14 protein-coding genes are annotated in these 16,667 nt (G+C 67.0%); 12 read left to right on the top strand and 2 right to left on the bottom strand.

Translation table 11 applies throughout. The features are described from left to right. Positions 1-107: 107 nt before the first annotated feature. The 4 genes from PQI66_RS00235 to PQI66_RS00220 all read left to right on the top strand — a co-directional run bounded on the left by PQI66_RS00235 (position 108) and on the right by PQI66_RS00220 (position 4,479). Positions 108-1,769: a sodium-dependent transporter gene (locus PQI66_RS00235; protein ID WP_339995105.1), complete on the top strand. Its 1,662-nt coding sequence runs from the start codon at positions 108-110 to the stop codon at positions 1,767-1,769. Continuing rightward, complete coding sequence (gene metS / locus PQI66_RS00230; protein ID WP_339995104.1) at positions 1,766-1,945, top strand: methionine/alanine import NSS transporter subunit MetS; 180 nt, start codon at positions 1,766-1,768, stop codon at positions 1,943-1,945. Before PQI66_RS00235 ends, metS begins: the two co-directional genes overlap by 4 nt. Before the next feature lie 76 nt (positions 1,946-2,021). Next, the gene (locus tag PQI66_RS00225) at positions 2,022-3,617 is read left to right on the top strand and encodes an AI-2E family transporter (RefSeq protein WP_339995103.1); all 1,596 of its coding nucleotides are present in this window, start codon (positions 2,022-2,024) and stop codon (positions 3,615-3,617) included. 22 nt (positions 3,618-3,639) lie between these two features. Beyond that, on the top strand, positions 3,640-4,479 hold the full coding sequence (locus PQI66_RS00220) for a DUF6542 domain-containing protein (protein WP_339995101.1): 840 nt from the start codon (positions 3,640-3,642) through the stop codon (positions 4,477-4,479). 71 nt (positions 4,480-4,550) lie between these two features. Here the strand turns inward: PQI66_RS00220 and PQI66_RS00215 are convergent, their stop codons facing one another. Continuing rightward, positions 4,551-5,582, bottom strand: coding sequence for a 4-hydroxy-3-methylbut-2-enyl diphosphate reductase (locus PQI66_RS00215; protein WP_445227970.1), 1,032 nt, complete (start codon positions 5,580-5,582; stop codon positions 4,551-4,553). A gap of 35 nt (positions 5,583-5,617) precedes the next feature. On the opposite strand from PQI66_RS00215, the gene xseA reads away from it, so the two are divergent. Next, the gene (gene xseA / locus PQI66_RS00210; RefSeq protein WP_339995098.1) at positions 5,618-6,973 is read left to right on the top strand and encodes an exodeoxyribonuclease VII large subunit; all 1,356 of its coding nucleotides are present in this window, start codon (positions 5,618-5,620) and stop codon (positions 6,971-6,973) included. Continuing rightward, entirely contained in the window at positions 6,966-7,250 is a 285-nt protein-coding gene (locus PQI66_RS00205; RefSeq protein WP_339995096.1) for an exodeoxyribonuclease VII small subunit, read from the top strand. The genes xseA and PQI66_RS00205 overlap by 8 nt, the downstream gene beginning before the upstream one ends. A gap of 194 nt (positions 7,251-7,444) precedes the next feature. On the opposite strand, the gene PQI66_RS00200 is transcribed toward PQI66_RS00205, so the two are convergent. After that, positions 7,445-8,053, bottom strand: coding sequence for a DUF4245 domain-containing protein (locus tag PQI66_RS00200; protein WP_339995094.1), 609 nt, complete (start codon positions 8,051-8,053; stop codon positions 7,445-7,447). Between the two features lie 150 nt (positions 8,054-8,203). On the opposite strand from PQI66_RS00200, the gene glpX reads away from it, so the two are divergent. The 6 genes from glpX to PQI66_RS00170 all read left to right on the top strand — a co-directional run bounded on the left by glpX (position 8,204) and on the right by PQI66_RS00170 (position 16,655). Then, a complete protein-coding gene (glpX, locus tag PQI66_RS00195) occupies positions 8,204-9,235 on the top strand; it encodes a class II fructose-bisphosphatase (protein WP_339995093.1) in 1,032 nt (343 codons plus the stop codon). Between the two features lie 98 nt (positions 9,236-9,333). Beyond that, positions 9,334-10,731, top strand: coding sequence for a class II fumarate hydratase (locus PQI66_RS00190; RefSeq protein WP_339995091.1), 1,398 nt, complete (start codon positions 9,334-9,336; stop codon positions 10,729-10,731). 88 nt (positions 10,732-10,819) lie between these two features. Continuing rightward, the gene (locus PQI66_RS00185; RefSeq protein WP_339995089.1) at positions 10,820-13,372 is read left to right on the top strand and encodes an excinuclease ABC subunit UvrA; all 2,553 of its coding nucleotides are present in this window, start codon (positions 10,820-10,822) and stop codon (positions 13,370-13,372) included. Further along, positions 13,350-14,255 carry a ribonuclease HI family protein gene (locus PQI66_RS00180; protein ID WP_339995087.1) on the top strand — a complete coding sequence of 302 codons (906 nt, stop codon included), beginning with the start codon at positions 13,350-13,352 and terminating at the stop codon, positions 14,253-14,255. Before PQI66_RS00185 ends, PQI66_RS00180 begins: the two co-directional genes overlap by 23 nt. 71 nt (positions 14,256-14,326) lie before the next feature. Further along, positions 14,327-15,025: a TetR/AcrR family transcriptional regulator gene (locus PQI66_RS00175; protein WP_339995086.1), complete on the top strand. Its 699-nt coding sequence runs from the start codon at positions 14,327-14,329 to the stop codon at positions 15,023-15,025. Between the two features lie 52 nt (positions 15,026-15,077). Next, entirely contained in the window at positions 15,078-16,655 is a 1,578-nt protein-coding gene (locus tag PQI66_RS00170) for an MDR family MFS transporter (protein ID WP_339995084.1), read from the top strand. Positions 16,656-16,667: the final 12 nt, after the last annotated feature.

Below are 16,667 nucleotides of genomic sequence, written 5' to 3'. Positions count from 1 at the left end.
GAAACCGTTCCCCAACTGTCTGTTTCCTGGAAGTCTGGTGGGAATCTAGGATAGATTCGATTTCTTCAGTTCACCTGCCACAACTAGACACCCGGAGGCTCACGCACATGTCTGCAGACGCTCCCGCCGGGCCGCAGGTCGGAACCGACGGCAAGGACGGAAAGGTCACCCGCGACACATTCAACTCGCGGATCCTCTTCCTCTTCGCCGCCATCGGTTCCGCCGTCGGCCTCGGCAACATCTGGCGATTCCCCTACGTCGCCTACGAATCAGGCGGCGGAGCCTTCCTCGTCCCCTACATGATCGCCCTGCTCACCGCGGGCATCCCCCTGTTGTGGATGTTCTTCGCACTCGGTCACCGCTTCCGCGGTTCCGCGCCGCTCGTCTTCCGCCGCATCCATCCCCGGGCGGAGATCCTGGGCTGGTTCCAGGTCGGGATCTCCTTCTTCATCGCCGTGTACTACGCGGCCATCATCGGCTGGGCACTGCTCTACACGATGAAGTCCTTCACGAAGGGGTGGGGTGAGAACCCGGGAGACTACTTCTCCGGAGAGTTCCTCCAGGCCGACACCGACTCGGTCTTCTCCGGAAGCTTCGTGATGCCGATCTTCATCACCATGATCGTGGTGTGGATCGTCGTGCTGGCCACCCTGGTGCTCGACGTGAGCAAGGGCATCGGTCGGCTCAACGTGATCTTCATCCCGCTGCTCCTCGTGCTGTTCGTCGTCATGGTGATTCGTGCGTTGTTCCTCGACGGGGCCGCCACCGGCCTCGACGCCCTGTTCACACCGGACTGGAGCGCTCTGACCGACGCGACGGTCTGGATCGCCGCCTACGGCCAGATCTTCTTCTCGTTGTCGATCGGTTTCGGCATCATGATCACCTACTCCTCGTACCTCAAGCCGCGGTCGAACCTGACCAGCACCGGCCTGGTCACCGCCTTCGCGAACTCCTCCTTTGAGGTGCTCGCCGGCATCGGAGTGTTCGCCGCCCTGGGGTTCATGTCGGCGGCGTCCGGCATCCCGGTCAGTGAGGTCGCCACCTCAGGTATCGGCCTGGCGTTCGAGGCCTTCCCCACGATCATCAACCAGATGCCCGCGGGAGAACTCTTCGGGATCCTGTTCTTCGCCAGCCTCGCCATCGCCGGCGTCACGTCGCTGATCTCCATCGTCGAGGTCGTCGCCTCCGCGGTCCGGGACAAGTTCGATCTTCCCCGTCGCACCGCCGCCCTCGCTGTCGGTGTGCCGATGGCCGTGCTGTCGATCCTGGCCTTCTCCGCCACGAGCGGTCTGGTGACCCTGGACATCATGGACAAGTTCACCAACAACATCGGCATCGTGCTGGCTGCACTGGTCGCAATCATCGTGGTCGGTGTGCTGACCATGCGCATCAATGAGCTGGAGCAGCACCTCAACGCCGTGTCCTCGTTCAAGGTCGGTCCGACCTGGCGGACGTTCCTGATGTACGTGACCTCCGTGATCCTGACCTTCACCCTGCTCAGCGAGGTCTCGACCCTGCTGGACGAGGGCTACGGCGGGTACCAGGACAAGCAGGTGTTCACCTGGGGCTGGCTGCTGATCATCGTCATCGCCGTGGTCGGCGTCATCATGCACCTGGTGCCGTTCCGACGGAGGTCGCTCATTCTCGACGGCACCCCGGGATCCGACTTCGGCGTTCCCCCGGGTGGTCGCGGTCGGGGAATCCCCAACCCTCTCGCCACCGGGACAACAACCACCGTCTCCCCCGAGGCAGAAGGAGCGAACCGATGAGCGCCACGGCAATTGTCATGATGGCCCTGTTCATGGTCTTCCTGTGGGGCGGCCTCATCGTCGCCGCAGTCAACCTCAGGAACAACTCCGACGAGGAGTCCGGCGACCTCGGTACCGCCCCGGGTACCGACGACGAAACCCTCATCTACCATGCCTCGTCCCACCCTGCGGGGTGACCGACGGGTGACCGTGGGGTGGCTGTGGGGTGATTGGACACCCGACCCGATGACGGGCTCCGCGCCGTAGGGCACAATGGGTCGGGTGACCAGTGATTCCAAGAACCCCAACGGGTCCTCCGGACAGAAGAAGTCCGACGGGCCGAACAGTCCCGACCCCCGCGACGTCGTCGACGGGCGGGACTTCGCCGACATCCTCATGGGTTCGGGCCGGATGGACCCCGAATCATCGCTGCCCCTGCCCGGGGAGGATTCAGCACCGGTGAAGAGTCCGACCGACGCCTCCCGCGAGTCGATCTTCCTGGAGGGGGACCCGGCGATGTCAGAGCCTGACGAGAACGCCGAGGCCCTCCAGTCTGACGACGACGGGACCCCGGGCAAGGAGATCCGGGACCGCGCCGAGGTCATCGGCACCTCCGCCCGCTGGGCGGCCGGTTGGAGCCTGCGGTTCCTCGTCGTCGCAGCGGCGCTGTGGGTCCTCGGTTTCGCACTGTCAGGGCTCTGGACTGGCATCCTCCCGGTGATCCTGGCGATCATCATGTGCACCGTCCTGTGGCCGGTCGTGCGACTGCTGCGTAAGGGGCACGTGCCCAACGCGCTTGCGGTACTGCTGACCATCATCCTGTTCTTCGCCGTGATCGGCGGTATCCTCGCCGCAATCGCTCCGAGCGTCTCCAAGCAGATCCCCGAGCTCGTCAACAGCGGCGCCCAAGGTGTGGAGCAGATCCAGAACTGGGTGGCCGGGCCCCCGCTGAACCTCCAGAGCGACCAGATCGACAACATGATCGACCAGGCGACCAGCTGGGTCCAGGACCAGACCGACCAGATCACCCAGACCGCCATCACCGGCGTCTCCGCGGTCACCTCCGGCGCCATCACCCTCTTCGTGATGCTGGTCCTGATCTTCTTCTTCCTCAAGGACGGCGAGAAGTTCCTGCCGATGATCCGCCGCGTCGCGGGTCGCCGTGTCGGCTGGCACCTCACCGAGGTTCTCACCCGCTGCTGGAACACCCTCGGCGGATTCATCCGCACCCAGGCCATCGTCAGCTTCATCGACGCCTTCTTCATCGGCCTCGGGCTGGTGATCATGAACGTCCCGCTCTGGGGACCGCTCGCGATCATCACCTTCTTCGGTGGATTCATCCCGATCGTCGGTGCCTTCACCGCCGGGGCACTGGCCGTGCTCGTCGCCCTGGTCGCCAACGGCTTCACCACGGCGCTGATCGTGCTGGGCATCGTCCTGGCCGTCCAGCAGCTGGAGGGCAACGTCCTGCAGCCGGTGCTGCAGTCCAAGGCGATGAAGATGCACGCCGTCGTCGTCCTGCTCTCCGTCACCGTCGGCGGCGGACTCTTCGGCATCATCGGTGCCTTCCTCGCCGTCCCGGTCGCCGCCATGATCACCGAGGTCTTCCGCTACATCGGCGACCTCACCGACCTGGCCACCGGCGAGAAGCACTCTGCGGACATCAATTTCGCCACCTCCGCCGGAAAGCAGACTGGCGCCCAGCGTGAGCAGGCCGCCCAACGGTGGCAGGACTGGAAGAAGTCCCTGACGAGCGACGAGTCCGGGGACCCGAAACCGTTCAGCCGTTTCCTCGCCCCCCTGCTGCCGGACGACAAGAACGACAAGAGTGACGGGCCCGGCGACGACTCCTCGTCGAAGCAGTCCTGAGCATCGGGTAACATCAGCGCCCGTGACTTCTGACAGCACTGACGACTCCGCCCCGTTGAACCGCAGGGGCCTGATTCCGGTATGGGCTCCGCTGCTCGTGATGGCCGCCGTGGTCCTCACCGGAATCGTCCTCGGCGGGGTCGGTACCTCCTACGTCATCCTCTTCGCCGTCTCCGCGGTCGTGTGCACGGCCCTGGTGGAGTTGCGCGGCCTGTTCCTCACCGTCGTCCTGCTGCCGGTGTACTGGTTCTTCGGTATCACCGTCGCGGGCCTGGTCGGCTCCTCGGGAACAGCGGGGTCAGGCCCCCGGACCGCGCTGATCACCGCCGCCTACCCGGCGGTCGAGAAGTTCCTCTGGCTGGTCGTGTCACTGGTGGTCTGCGTGGTCATCGCGGTGGCGCGACAACGAATCGACGCCGCGGTGCTGGAGAACCAGTACCGTCGTGACCGGGCGCGCCGCCGCCAGATGAACGATGCGGAACAGAACAACCAGCGGCTCAACGCCCGTGTACGGGACTACGACCGCGACAACCGTGGGCCGCGGTCGCGTCATGCCGAGGCAGCCTCCGACGCCGACGACGGAGCTGTCGGTTCCGACGGTGCCGACAGCCCCGGTGAGTCCGCCACCGGCCTGTCCCGTCCCCCTGCTCCCCGTGACGAGCGCCCCCGGCCGTCGCGCCGCTACGCCTCGGACCGGACGAACCGGGCAGACGAGTCCCGTGACGCGGGTCAGGGTCACCAGGGAAACCGTCCGGAAACCCCGACGACCCAGGAGTACCGCACCCGTACCGCCGCGGAACTGCGGGAGGCCAGTCGGCGTCGACGCTCACGGAGCCAAGACCGCCCGCTCGACATGGAGTAGTGCGCCCCGCTCCCCCGTTACTTGGTCCCCCTGCACCCCGGATACCCGTCCTGCGCGGACGGATGCCGGGGTCAGCTTGCGTTACGGGCCGGGCGGAGTTCCCGCGGCAGGGAGAAGACGAGATCCTCCGTGGCCGTGGTGACTTCCTCGATGCTGGTGAACCCGTGCTCGGCGAGGAGCTCGAGCACCCCCCGCACCAGCAGCTCCGGAACAGACGCACCGGAGGTGACGCCCACCGAGGTGACGCCGTCGAACCAGGACGGGTCGACCTGCTCGGCGTAGTCGACCAGGTAGGACTCCTTGGTCCCGTGCTGGAGCGCGACCTCGACCAGCCGCTTCGAGTTGGACGAGTTCTGCGAGCCGACCACGATCATGAGCTCGACCTGCGGGGCGATCGCCTTCACCGCGACCTGGCGGTTCTGGGTCGCGTAGCAGATGTCGTCACTCGGCGGTGTCTCCAGCTGCGGGAACTTCTCGTGGAGAAGCTTCACCGTCCGCATCGTCTCGTCGACACTCAGGGTCGTCTGCGAGAGCCAGATCAACTTCGTGCCCTCCGGGAACTCCAGCGCGTCGACGTCCTCCTGCCCGTCCACGAGGTGCACGACGTCCGGCGCTTCTCCTGCGGTCCCCTCGACTTCCTCGTGACCGTGGTGGCCGATGAGGATGATCTGGTATCCCTGCTTGGCGAACCGCTTGACCTCGTTGTGCACCTTGGTCACCAGCGGGCAGGTGGCGTCGAACGTCTTCAGGTTCAGCTGCTTCGCCTCCAGGTGCACCTGCGGTGAGACGCCGTGGGCGGAGAAGACGACGTTGGCACCTTCCGGCACCTCCGTCGTCTGGTCGACGAAGATGACGCCGCGTTCCTCCAGCGTCTTGACGACGTGCTTGTTGTGCACGATCTCCTTGCGGACGTAGAGCGGGGCGCCGTGCTTCTCCAGTGCCTTCTCCACGGTCTCCACGGCGCGGTCGACACCGGCGCAGTACCCGCGCGGGGCGGCCAGCAGAACCTGCCTGACGGCGCCACGCTCGGTGTCGCCGTTCTGGTCGGTGGTGGTCGTCGGGGCGGTTGTGGTGAAGTTATCCACAGGTGAAGCCTCAGTCATGTCCCCCATGCTATCGGACCTCTACAATCAGAGCCATGTCAGATGCTTCGCCACCGTCAGGGGCACCGCCGTCACCGACCTCCGCGGACTCACCGTGGCCGGTCCATGTCGTCAACGACAAGGTGAAGGGGTGGATCGAACGCCTCGGCCATCTCTGGGTGGAGGGGCAGATCACCCAGGTGAACATGAAGCCGTCCTGGAAGCTCTCCTACATCACCCTGCGTGACGTGGAGAAGGAGCAGTCCGTCCCGTTGACCTGCTCGACCCAGATGCTGCGGTCGATGCCGACGCCCTTGAAGAACGGCGACCGGGTCGTGGTCTACGGGAAGCCGGCGTTCTACTCCGGTCGCGGCTCGTTCTCCCTGTGGGTCTCACGGATCCAGCACGTCGGTGTCGGTGAACTCCTGGCCCGGATGGAGCAGCTCAAGCGGGCGCTCGACGCCGAGGGTCTGTTCGACCCCCGCCTCAAGCGTCCCCTGCCGTTTCTGCCGCGCAGGGTCGGTCTGGTCACCGGACGGGGCTCCGCCGCCGAACGGGACGTCCTCGCCGTCGCCCACGACCGCTGGCCTGCCGTGCAGACGGAGGTCATCAACACCGCCGTCCAGGGCCCCCAGGCGGTGCCACAGGTTCTCGCCGCACTCCAGCAGCTCGAGTCGGATCCCCGGGTCGACGTCATCATCGTGGCACGCGGCGGCGGCTCGGTCGAGGACCTCCTGCCGTTCTCCGAGGAGGCACTGGTCCGCCAGGTCAGCCGGATGACCACTCCGGTGGTCAGCGCGATCGGCCACGAACCGGACAACCCCATCCTCGACAACGTCGCGGACTTGCGCGCCGCCACCCCGACGGATGCTGCGAAACGGGTCGTGCCGGACGTCGCCGCCGAGCTGGGGCTCGTCGCCGAGCTGCGGGACCGCGCCGCCGCTGCACTGCGGTCCTGGGTCGCCAATGAGCAACGGGGACTGTCCACGGTCCGGTCCCGGCCCGTCCTGGCCGACCCGCTGCTCCCCCTGCGGCGCCAGCAGGAGCTGGTCGGTGAAGCACGGGAGCGCAACGACCGCGCGTTGGGCATCACCATCCGGGACATGCGCTCCCAGGTGACCTCACTGAAGGCTCAGGTCAACGCCCTCGGACCGTCCCAGACTCTGCGCCGCGGCTATTCCGTGGTGCAGGTCCTCCCCCGGGACCACACCCCTCCGCAGGTCGTGACGACGGTGGACGACGTGACACCGGGCTCGCAGTTGCGGATCCGGGTTCTCGACGGCTCCGTCACCGCCGCGGCGATGGCGGTGCAGCGCGCCGAGGGGACCCCCGCGCCAACCCCGGACGACACATCCACGAGTTCCAGCCCAGACCGAAGCACCGACCGAAAGGACCCCGCCACCGATGAGTGACAGCGACAACAAGCAGACGTTCCGCCCCCTGGAGGAACTGAGCTACGAACAGGCACGTGACGAACTGGTCGAGGTCGTCAAGATCCTCGAGCTCGGGCAGATGAGTCTCGATGAATCACTGCGCTTCTGGGAGCGGGGGGAGGAACTCGCCGCCTACTGCGAGCGCTATCTCGACGGCGCCTCCGAACGGGTGGAGGCGGCCCTGCAGAACCGTCGCGACGCCGACGGCGCCGACAGTCCAGGCAACTCCTCCGACGAACCGGAGGATTCGGAGTAAGCGGACCAGGTGTGGGTTCCCGTGAGATTGCCAACCTGATATCCACAGAGTCCTCTGAACGGCTTCCGCCACAATAGTTCTAGCTCCGAGCACGCATCGGGGGAGAATTCGTGCCCGAGGCTAGAACTATTCCCCCGGCTGGGTCGTCAGCGTCGTCAGCGTCGTCTGGCTCCCACCTTCAGGAGAACGCGCACCTAGCTTGTGGCGATCGGGTCAGTCGTCACCACTTTGTCAGCCAGGGTCTCGTAGATCTCCCCGGTCGCGGTGCCGGAGAGCATCACCGTCGACTCACCCAGATCCGCCGCCCAGACGGTGCGGGCGTCGTCCCCGGTGAAGATCCGCCAGGTGACCGTGCCGTCAGCGGCTCCGGCCGACTCCGCCGTCACGCCCGACGCGGTACTGCGGTAGGCGTCGGTTTCCTCACGGTAGTCGTCGTCGACGTCTGCGACGGCGTCCTCCAGTTCTGCAGCGGTCTGGGTCAGGGAGATGTAGTACTTCTCGTCGACGACCCATCCCGCGATCGAGGACGGCTCGCCGTCCACCGTGGTCCGACGGCCGGAGTTCGGCTGCCAGTTGCCCGGTACCTCCGGGTTGCGCACCGGAATGCTCAGGCCCCGCGCCTCGGTCCCCAGGATCGAGTCGATGTCGACCTCATTGACCTGTCCGGTCGTCTCCGCCGGACCGGGGTTGTAGCTGCACAGTCCGGTGAAGCCGACCGAGAATGCCATCACCAGCCCCAGCACGCCCAGCGAAATCAGCAGGTCGCGGGTGGAGGTGAACATGCGCGGTTTCTCGAGTTTCACGGCACTGATTATTGCAGACAACCGTACCGGGGACCCTAACCGTCACCGTAACCGCCACCATCCGGCGGGCGTGTGGGGACACCTGCTCGGTCTCATGGAACAATGGAGGGCACCCCCGACGCTCTCCCGATATCAGAAAGCTGGTCTCCCATGACTTCCGGATCCGACTCCGTCCCCACCCCTCCCGAGGCCCTGCCTGCCTCTTCCCCGGACCGCAACCTCGCCATGGAGCTCGTCCGTGTCACCGAAGCGGCGGCACTGGCGTCCGGCAAGTGGGTGGGCCGCGGCAAGAAGGAGTCCGGCGACGGCGCCGCCGTCGACGCCATGCGACGGATGATCAACACGGTGCAGATGAACGGCACCGTAATCATCGGGGAGGGCGAGAAGGACGAGGCCCCGATGCTGTTCAACGGGGAACACGTCGGCACCGGTGAAGGTCCCGCCGTCGACATCGCCGTCGACCCGGTCGACGGCACGACCCTGATGGCGGAGGGACGTCCCAACGCCATCTCCGTCCTCGCCGCCGCCGAGCGTGGGTCGATGTACGACCCCTCCGCCGTGTTCTACATGAAGAAGATCGCCGTCGGCCCGGAAGCCGCCGGCAGCATCGACATCCAGGCCCCCGCCGCCCACAACATCAACGCCGTCGCCAAGGCCAAGGGCGTGCACCCGTCCGACGTCACCGTCGTGGTCCTGGACCGCCCGCGCCACACCGACCTCATCGCCGAGATCCGCGCCGCCGGCGCCAAGGTCCGCCTCATCGGCGACGGTGACGTCGCCGGTGCCGTCGCCGCCGCCGGCGAGAGCCACGCCGTCGACCTGATGATGGGCACCGGCGGAACCCCGGAAGGCATCATCACCGCCTGCGCGATGAAGTGCATGGGTGGCGAGATCCAGGGCATCCTGGCCCCCACCGGTGACGCGGAACGTCAGAAGGCTCTCGACGCCGGTCTGGCCCTGGACACCGTGCTCGGGACGAACGACCTGGTCTCCTCCGACAACTGCTACTTCGTGGCCACCGGCGTCACCAACGGCGACATGCTCCGTGGCGTGAGCTACCGCGCCGGTGGGGCGACGACCCGGTCGCTGGTCATGCGGTCGCGGTCCGGCACGATCCGGAACATCGAGGCCACCCACCAGCTGCAGAAGCTGAAGGACTACTCCGTCCAGGACTACATCTAGCATCCGGTCCCACCCCCGCACGGCCACCTCTGCCCGGCGGTGCGGGTACCCTTATATGTCAGTCGTCACAATAATCAGGAAGGACACGACAGTTCATTATGAGTGAGCAGGAATTCCGCATCGAGCATGACACCATGGGCGAGGTCAAGGTCCCGGCACAGGCCCTGTGGCGTGCCCAGACCCAGCGCGCTGTGGAGAACTTCCCGATCTCCGACCGCCCGCTGGAGGCCGCACAGATCCGCGCCATGGGCCTGCTGAAGGCCGCCTGCGCCCAGGTCAACAAGGACTCCGGAGCGCTGGACGGCGCCAAGGCCGACGCGATCATCGCCGCCGGTAAGGCCATTGCCGAAGGCACCTACAACGACGAGTTCCCGATCGACGTCTTCCAGACCGGCTCCGGCACCTCGTCGAACATGAACACCAACGAGGTCATCGCCTCGCTGGCGAAGCAGGACGGTGTGGAGATCCACCCCAACGACGACGTGAACATGGGCCAGTCGTCCAACGACACCTTCCCCACCGCGACCCACGTCGCAGCCACCGAGGCCGCCGTCACCGACCTGATCCCCGCGCTGAAGGTGTTGCACACCTCGCTGGCCACCAAGGCCACGGAGTGGAAGAGCGAGGTCAAGTCCGGTCGCACCCACCTCATGGACGCTGTCCCGGTCACCCTGGGCCAGGAGTTCGGCGGCTACGCCCGGCAGATCGAGCTCGGCATCGAGCGCGTGGAGTCCACCCTCCCCCGTCTGGGTGAACTCGCCATCGGCGGTACGGCGACCGGAACCGGTCTCAACACCTCCGCCGACTTCGGCGCCAAGGTCACCGAGGAGCTCAAGAAGCTCACCGGCGTCGAGCAGCTGACCGAGGCCGAGAACCACTTCGAGGCCCAGGCCGCCCGTGACGCACTCGTCGAGTTCTCCGGTGCGATGCGCACCATCGCCGTCTCCCTCAACAAGATCGCCAACGACATCCGGATGATGGGTTCCGGCCCGTTGACCGGCTTCGGTGAGATCCACCTGCCGGACCTTCAGCCGGGATCCTCGATCATGCCGGGCAAGGTCAACCCCGTGCTGTGCGAGACCGCGACCCAGGTCGCCGCCCAGGTCATCGGCAACGACGCCGCCATCGCCTTCGGCGGTGCGCAGGGCCACTTCGAGCTCAACGTGTTCATCCCGATGATGGCACGCAACGTGCTGGAGTCGGCCAAGCTGCTCGCGAACACCTCCCGTGTCTTCGCCGAGCGCCTCGTCGACGGCATCGAGCCGAACACCGAGCGTATGCGGACCCTCGCCCAGTCCTCCCCGTCCATCGTCACCCCGCTGAACTCGGCGATCGGTTACGAGGCGGCAGCCAAGGTCGCCAAGACGGCCCTGGCGGAAGGCAAGACCATCCGCCAGACGGTCATCGACCTGGGCTACGTCCCGGACACGCTGTCGGAGGAGGAGCTGGACAAGCGCCTCGACGTGCTGGCGATGGCCAACACCGACCGCGACTGACACCAGCCGGCCCCCTACCGCCCCGTGTGCGCCGCAGGGCGCCGTGACTTCACCGCCACGGCGCCCTGCGGCGTTCTAGGCTGGTGTCATGTCGGTCGATTCTCCCGCACCCCCCGGTCACATCCGCGTGCGAGGTGCGCGTGTCAACAATCTCATGGATGTCGACGTCGACATCCCGCTGCACCGACTCGTCGGTATCGCCGGTGTCTCCGGCTCCGGGAAGTCCTCGCTGGCACTCGGTGTGCTGTACGCGGAGGGGTCCCGGCGGTACATCGAGGCGCTCTCGACCTACACCCGCCGGCGGATGGCCCAGGCCGCGCGGGCGGACGTCGACTCGGTGGAGCACGTCCCGGCGGCCCTGGCACTGCGGCAACGCCCGGGTGTGCCCGGCGTCCGGTCGACCTTCGGCACGATGACCGAGCTGCTCAACGTCCTGCGGCTGATGTTCTCCCGGCTCGCGTCCCATGTCTGTCCGAACGGCCACCGGGTCGGCCCCACCCTCGACGTGGCGGCGGAGCGTCCGTTCCCGTGCCCGGTCTGCGGCAGTGCGGTGCACGCCCCCGGCGCGGAGGACCTGGCGTTCAACTCCGGTGGTGCCTGTCCGCGGTGCGAGGGCACCGGCGAGATCCGGACCGTGGACGACGCCACACTGGTGCCCGACCCGGCGAAGACGATCGACGACGGTGCGGTCGTGCCGTGGACGATGTTCGGTTTCAACGTGCAGCCCGACATCGTCCGCGAGTTCGGTGTCCGGACCGACGTGCCCTGGGAGTCACTGACCGGGGACGAGAAGCAGATCGTGCTCGACGGCCCCGAGGAGAAGAAGCACATCTCCGTGACCTCGGTGAAAGGCGTCCACGAACTCGACTTCACGTTCCGCAACGCACGGTTGACGGTGATCCGTGAGCTGGAGCGCGCCGACACCGGGAAGCGGCTGGACCGGGTGAGCAGGTTCCTCTCGGTCGGACCGTGCCCGGACTGCCACGGAACCCGACTCAGCGCGGCCGCCCGCACCCCGCTGATCACACTCGACACCGCCGGCCGGAGCCTCGCCGACATCACCGCCCTACCTCTCGACGACGTGCTCTCCTGGTCCTCGCGCGTTCCGGGGTCGCTGCCGGACGAGATGCGCGCACTCGCGGAGCGACTCGTCGACACACTGCAGCAGATGTCGCGGCGTCTCACCGGGCTCGGTCTCGGCTACCTGTCACTGGACCGTGCCGGGTCCACCTTGTCCACCGGTGAACGACAGCGCGTCCAGCTCGCCCGCGCCGTGCGCAACCGGACCACCGGGGTGCTCTACGTCCTCGACGAACCCTCGATCGGACTTCATCCCGCCAACGTCGACGGCCTGCTGGGGGTGATGTCGGACCTGCTGGCCGACGGCAACTCCGTCGTGTTCGTCGACCACGACGTCCAGGTCCTCCGCCGCGCCGACCACCTGGTGGAGATCGGACCCGGTTCCGGACGTCACGGCGGTGCGGTGGTGGCCTCCGGTGCGCTGGCGGAGTTGACGGCCACCGGGTCCTCACGGCTGGCCGGTTTCCTCACCGGCACCGAACCGGTGGTCGTCCGGGAGCGGGCAGGTGCCGACGACCTCTTCGCGATCGGTACGATCCGGTTGGAGACCGACCGCATCCACACCGTCGCCCCTCTCTGCCTGGAGATCCCCGTCGGAAGACTGACCGCGGTGACCGGGATGTCGGGGTCGGGGAAGACGACGCTGATCCTGGAGTCGCTGGTCCCCGCACTCGCCGGTCCCCCTCCCCACCATGTTCGCACCGTCGACGCCCCGCCGGGGACGTCGGTGCACGTCGTGGACGCCACCCCGATCGGCATCAACGTACGTTCCACGGTGGCGACGTACTCGGGGGTGATGGATGATCTCCGTGCCGCGTACGCCGCGACCGACCGGGCGGTGGCGGACGGGTTGACCGCCTCCGCGTTCTCGCACAACACCCGCTCCAGGACGAGGTCCACGTCCCTGGCGTGCCCGCGCTGCGAGGGCACCGGCGAGGTGTCCCTCGACATCCAGTTCCTCCCCGACATCGACATCCCGTGTCCGGACTGCGACGGTCGCCGCTACTCCCCTGCCGCCGCACGCTACCGTCGTGACGGGGTGAGCCTCCCGGAGCTGCTGGCGATGACCGTCTCCGAGGCACTCGACACCGTCAGTGGGCTCGCGAAGGTCCGCCGACGGTTGACGGCGCTGGACGACCTCGGCCTCGGCTACCTCGTCCTCGGTGAGGGGACTCCGACGCTGTCCGGCGGGGAGGCGCAACGGCTGAAGCTCGTCAACGAGCTACACCGCAACCAGCAGGACGCGGTGTTCGTGCTCGACGAGCCGAGCGTCGGCCTGCATCCCGCGGACGTGCGCACGCTTCTGGCTGTGCTCCAACGGCTCACCGACCGGGGAGCGACGGTCATCGTCATCGAACATGACCTGGACATGGTGGCCAACGCGGACCTGGTTGTCGACATGGGCCCGGGCGGCGGAGCCGACGGCGGCCGGATCGTGAGCACCGGCACACCGGACGACGTGGCGGCCGACCCGGCGTCGGTGACGGGACGCTACCTTGCCGGGCATCTGGCCGGCCCGGTGTGCGACGATACGGGACATGACGATCACCGCAGCCGCTGACGGCTCAGCCCTGGGCAACCCCGGCCCGGCCGGGTGGGCCTGGTACATCGACGACGACACCTGGAGGGCCGGCGGGTGGCCGCACGGCACCAACAACATGGGCGAGTTGAAGGCCGTCCTCGACCTGCTTGAGTGCACCGCCGCCGACCCCTCCACCGCGGGGGAGCACCTGCTGATCCTGTGCGACTCGCAGTACGTGATCAACTCCGTCACCAAGTGGATGCCCGGCTGGAAGCGCAAGGGGTGGAAGAAGAAGGACGGCAAGCCCGTCCAGAATGTCGAGTTGATGCAGGCCATCGACGCGGCGATGCAGGGTCGCGACGTGGACTTCGAGTGGGTGAAGGGCCATGCGGGACATCCGATGAACGAGGCCGCGGACAAACGCGCCAATGCAGCCGCCACAGCCTTCTCCGCCGGCCGGCCGCCGAGCACGGGCCCCGGCCTCGGCGGCTACGTGGGTGGACCCGCGTCCGACGCTGCACCCGCCGACGACCCGGACACAGCCCCGGCCACAACGCCGAGCTCGGCCCCGAGCTCGGCCACCGACGCCGGGGACCGTGAGCTCGCCCTCTACACCGACGAGGTCCGCGGCAACCGTGAGTTCGCCGAGGCCCTGCTGCACCCGGACCTCTGTGTCATCGACAGCACCGGGACGGTGACCGACCGCGACGGGTTCCTGGCGTCGCTGGCTCCCCTGCGGGGTTTCCGACGGCTCGAGGTCACCGACGTCGTGACCGAGACGGTGTCGGACGGCACCGTCCTGGTCCGGTCGATCGCCTCCGGTGCCTACGGCACGACGGTCCGGAGCTCGCTGTGGGTCCGCCACGGTGCGGGTGATTCTCCTCTCGTTCTGCGGTTCCACCAGCAGACCGCGCAGCAGTGACCCACCCCCATAAGGGGGTTAATGGTATTTTTGCATTGCGTGCAAGTTTTCACCGGGTGTAGACCAGTCTCGTGACTGAGACACGGAATGAATCCACCCAGGGTGCCGCGGAGTGCGGTCTTCGCGAACGCAAACGCCGGGAAACCCGGCTCCGCATCGAGGACTGCGCCACCGCACTCATCCTGGAACACGGATTCCACCAGGTCACCATCGACGAGATCTGTGAGAAGGCCGAGGTGAGTCGCAGGACGTTCTTCAACTACTTCGACTCCAAGGACCAGGTCGCCGCCGGCCGGGGCGTGCCCCCGATCCCCGCAGACGACCTGGAGGCCTTCGCCACCACCGACTCGCCCAACATCATCCGTGACATCCTCGAGTACATCGGAAGGACCGTCGACAACGACCCGGACTCCGCCCTGCGGCTGTCCCCCGACCGGGACACCAGCCTGAAGGTCCGGGAGCGCCGACGTCAGATCGTCCAGGGGACCCCGGAGCTCAGTGCCGCCGGCATGCGCCGGTTCGACACACTCGCCGGTGACATCCTGGCAGCGATCACCGAATTCCTGGCCCGGTTCCCGGAGCACCGGCACCTTCCCGACGTCACGGTGCATCACGAGGCGATGCTGCTGACCGGCCTGATCCGTACAGCGCTCGCCACCGGAGGCCTCCTCCACCGTGAGCAGCCTGAACTGTCCAAGTGGGATGTCCTCACCCACGCCGGCAGACACATGACCGCTCTCGCAGCCACCTACTCCGACGGATGGGACTGACCTCCCGACCGTCCGACCCCTCCACGTAAGAAAGCACGAGAAGAACACCTCCATGAGCACAGTTGAGAAACTCGAGTCGTCGCCGACGACGGCTGAGGACACGCACGCCTCAAAGAACAACATCCCCCTGGTCTTCGCCAGCCTCATGCTCGGCATGCTGCTGGTGTCGTTGGGGCAGACCATCTTCGCCACCGCCCTGCCCACCGTCGTCGGCGAACTCGGCGGCGTGAACCAGATGAGCTGGGTGATCACCGCCTTCCTGCTGGCACAGACCATCGGCCTGCCGCTCTACGGCAAGCTCGGTGACCAGATCGGCCGCAAGCCGCTGTTCATCTTCGCCCTGAGCATGTACCTCATCGGGTCCGTCGTCGGTGCCCTCGGCCAGAACATCTGGATCATCATCGTCGCCCGCGCCATCCAGGGGCTCGGTGGCGGCGGCATGATGGTGCTGTCCCAGGCGATCATCGCCGACATCATCCCCGCCCGTCAGCGCGGCAAGTACATGGGTCTGATGGGCTCGGTCTTCGGGCTGTCGTCCGTCCTCGGCCCGCTGCTCGGCGGCTTCTTCACCGACGGTCCCGGCTGGCGCTGGGCCCTCTGGTTCAACGTGCCGTTGGCCCTCGTCGCCATCGTCATCGCCGTCTTCGCCATGCACCTGCCCGCCCGCGGCGGCGGACACGCCAAGCTGGACATCTGGGGCACGGTCTTCATGGCCGGCTTCGCCACCTGCCTGATCCTCTTCCTCAGCTGGGGTGGCAAGGACTACGAGTGGGGTTCGGCCACCATCATCGGCCTGATCATCGCCACCGTCGTCTGCGCCGTCCTGTTCGTCGTCGCCGAGCTCAAGGCGGACGAACCGTTGATCCCGATGACGTTGTTCGCCAACCGGAACTTCGTGCTGTGCACCCTCGCCGGTCTCGTGATCGGTGTGGTCATGCTCGGCACCCTGTCCTACATGCCGACCTACATCCAGATGGTCCACGGCATGTCGCCGACCAAGGCCGGCCTGATGATGATCCCGATGATCCTCGGCATGATGCCGACCTCCATCGTGGTGGGCATCATCGTGAGCCGGACGGGCAACTACAAGTGGTACCCGGTCGCCGGCATGTTCATCACCGCCGTCGGCCTGTTCCTGCTCGGCGGGCTCGAGACCCACGACAGCCTGGTCCACCTGGGCCTGGTACTGTTCGTCTTCGGCTTCGGACTGGGCTGCGCCATGCAGATCCTCGTGCTGATCGTGCAGAACGCCTTCCCTGTCAGCATGGTCGGTACCGCGACCGCGTCGAACAACTTCTTCCGGCAGATCGGCATGTCCGTCGGCTCGGCGGTCGTCGGCTCCGTGTTCACCTCACGTCTGCAGTCCATGATGGCGGAACGGGTTCCCGGCGCCATGCAGGAGATGGGACCGGACGCCGCACAGTACACGGAGTCCTTCTCCGACAGCGGATCCCACAGCATCACCCCCGACATGGTCAGCCAGCTGCCCGGTGCACTGCACGAGGCCGTGATCACCAGCTACAACGACGCCCTCGTGCCGATCTTCACCGTGCTGATCCCGCTCGCGATCGTCGCCGGCATCGTCCTGATCTTCACCCGTCAGGAAAAGCTCAAGGACACCGTGGAGTAGGAGGAACAGGCG

Origin of the sequence: Corynebacterium sp. USCH3 (assembly GCF_037619475.1) — a bacterium.
GTDB lineage: Bacteria > Actinomycetota > Actinomycetes > Mycobacteriales > Mycobacteriaceae > Corynebacterium.
Note: the sequence above shows the minus strand (reverse complement) of the source record. Positions and strands in the feature narration are given on the sequence as shown.

Excerpts from the sequence above, each read along its gene's own strand:
- PQI66_RS00235 (WP_339995105.1), top strand. The coding sequence starts at position 108 with ATGTCTGCAGACGCTCCCGCCGGGCCGCAGGTCGGAACCGACGGCAAG.
- metS (WP_339995104.1), top strand. The coding sequence starts at position 1,766 with ATGAGCGCCACGGCAATTGTCATGATGGCCCTGTTCATGGTCTTCCTG.
- PQI66_RS00225 (WP_339995103.1), top strand. The coding sequence starts at position 2,022 with ATGGGTCGGGTGACCAGTGATTCCAAGAACCCCAACGGGTCCTCCGGA.
- PQI66_RS00215 (WP_445227970.1), bottom strand. The coding sequence starts at position 5,582 with ATGACTGAGGCTTCACCTGTGGATAACTTCACCACAACCGCCCCGACG.
- xseA (WP_339995098.1), top strand. The coding sequence starts at position 5,618 with ATGTCAGATGCTTCGCCACCGTCAGGGGCACCGCCGTCACCGACCTCC.
- PQI66_RS00205 (WP_339995096.1), top strand. The coding sequence starts at position 6,966 with ATGAGTGACAGCGACAACAAGCAGACGTTCCGCCCCCTGGAGGAACTG.
- glpX (WP_339995093.1), top strand. The coding sequence starts at position 8,204 with ATGACTTCCGGATCCGACTCCGTCCCCACCCCTCCCGAGGCCCTGCCT.
- PQI66_RS00190 (WP_339995091.1), top strand. The coding sequence starts at position 9,334 with ATGAGTGAGCAGGAATTCCGCATCGAGCATGACACCATGGGCGAGGTC.
- PQI66_RS00185 (WP_339995089.1), top strand. The coding sequence starts at position 10,820 with ATGTCGGTCGATTCTCCCGCACCCCCCGGTCACATCCGCGTGCGAGGT.
- PQI66_RS00180 (WP_339995087.1), top strand. The coding sequence starts at position 13,350 with ATGACGATCACCGCAGCCGCTGACGGCTCAGCCCTGGGCAACCCCGGC.
- PQI66_RS00170 (WP_339995084.1), top strand. The coding sequence starts at position 15,078 with ATGAGCACAGTTGAGAAACTCGAGTCGTCGCCGACGACGGCTGAGGAC.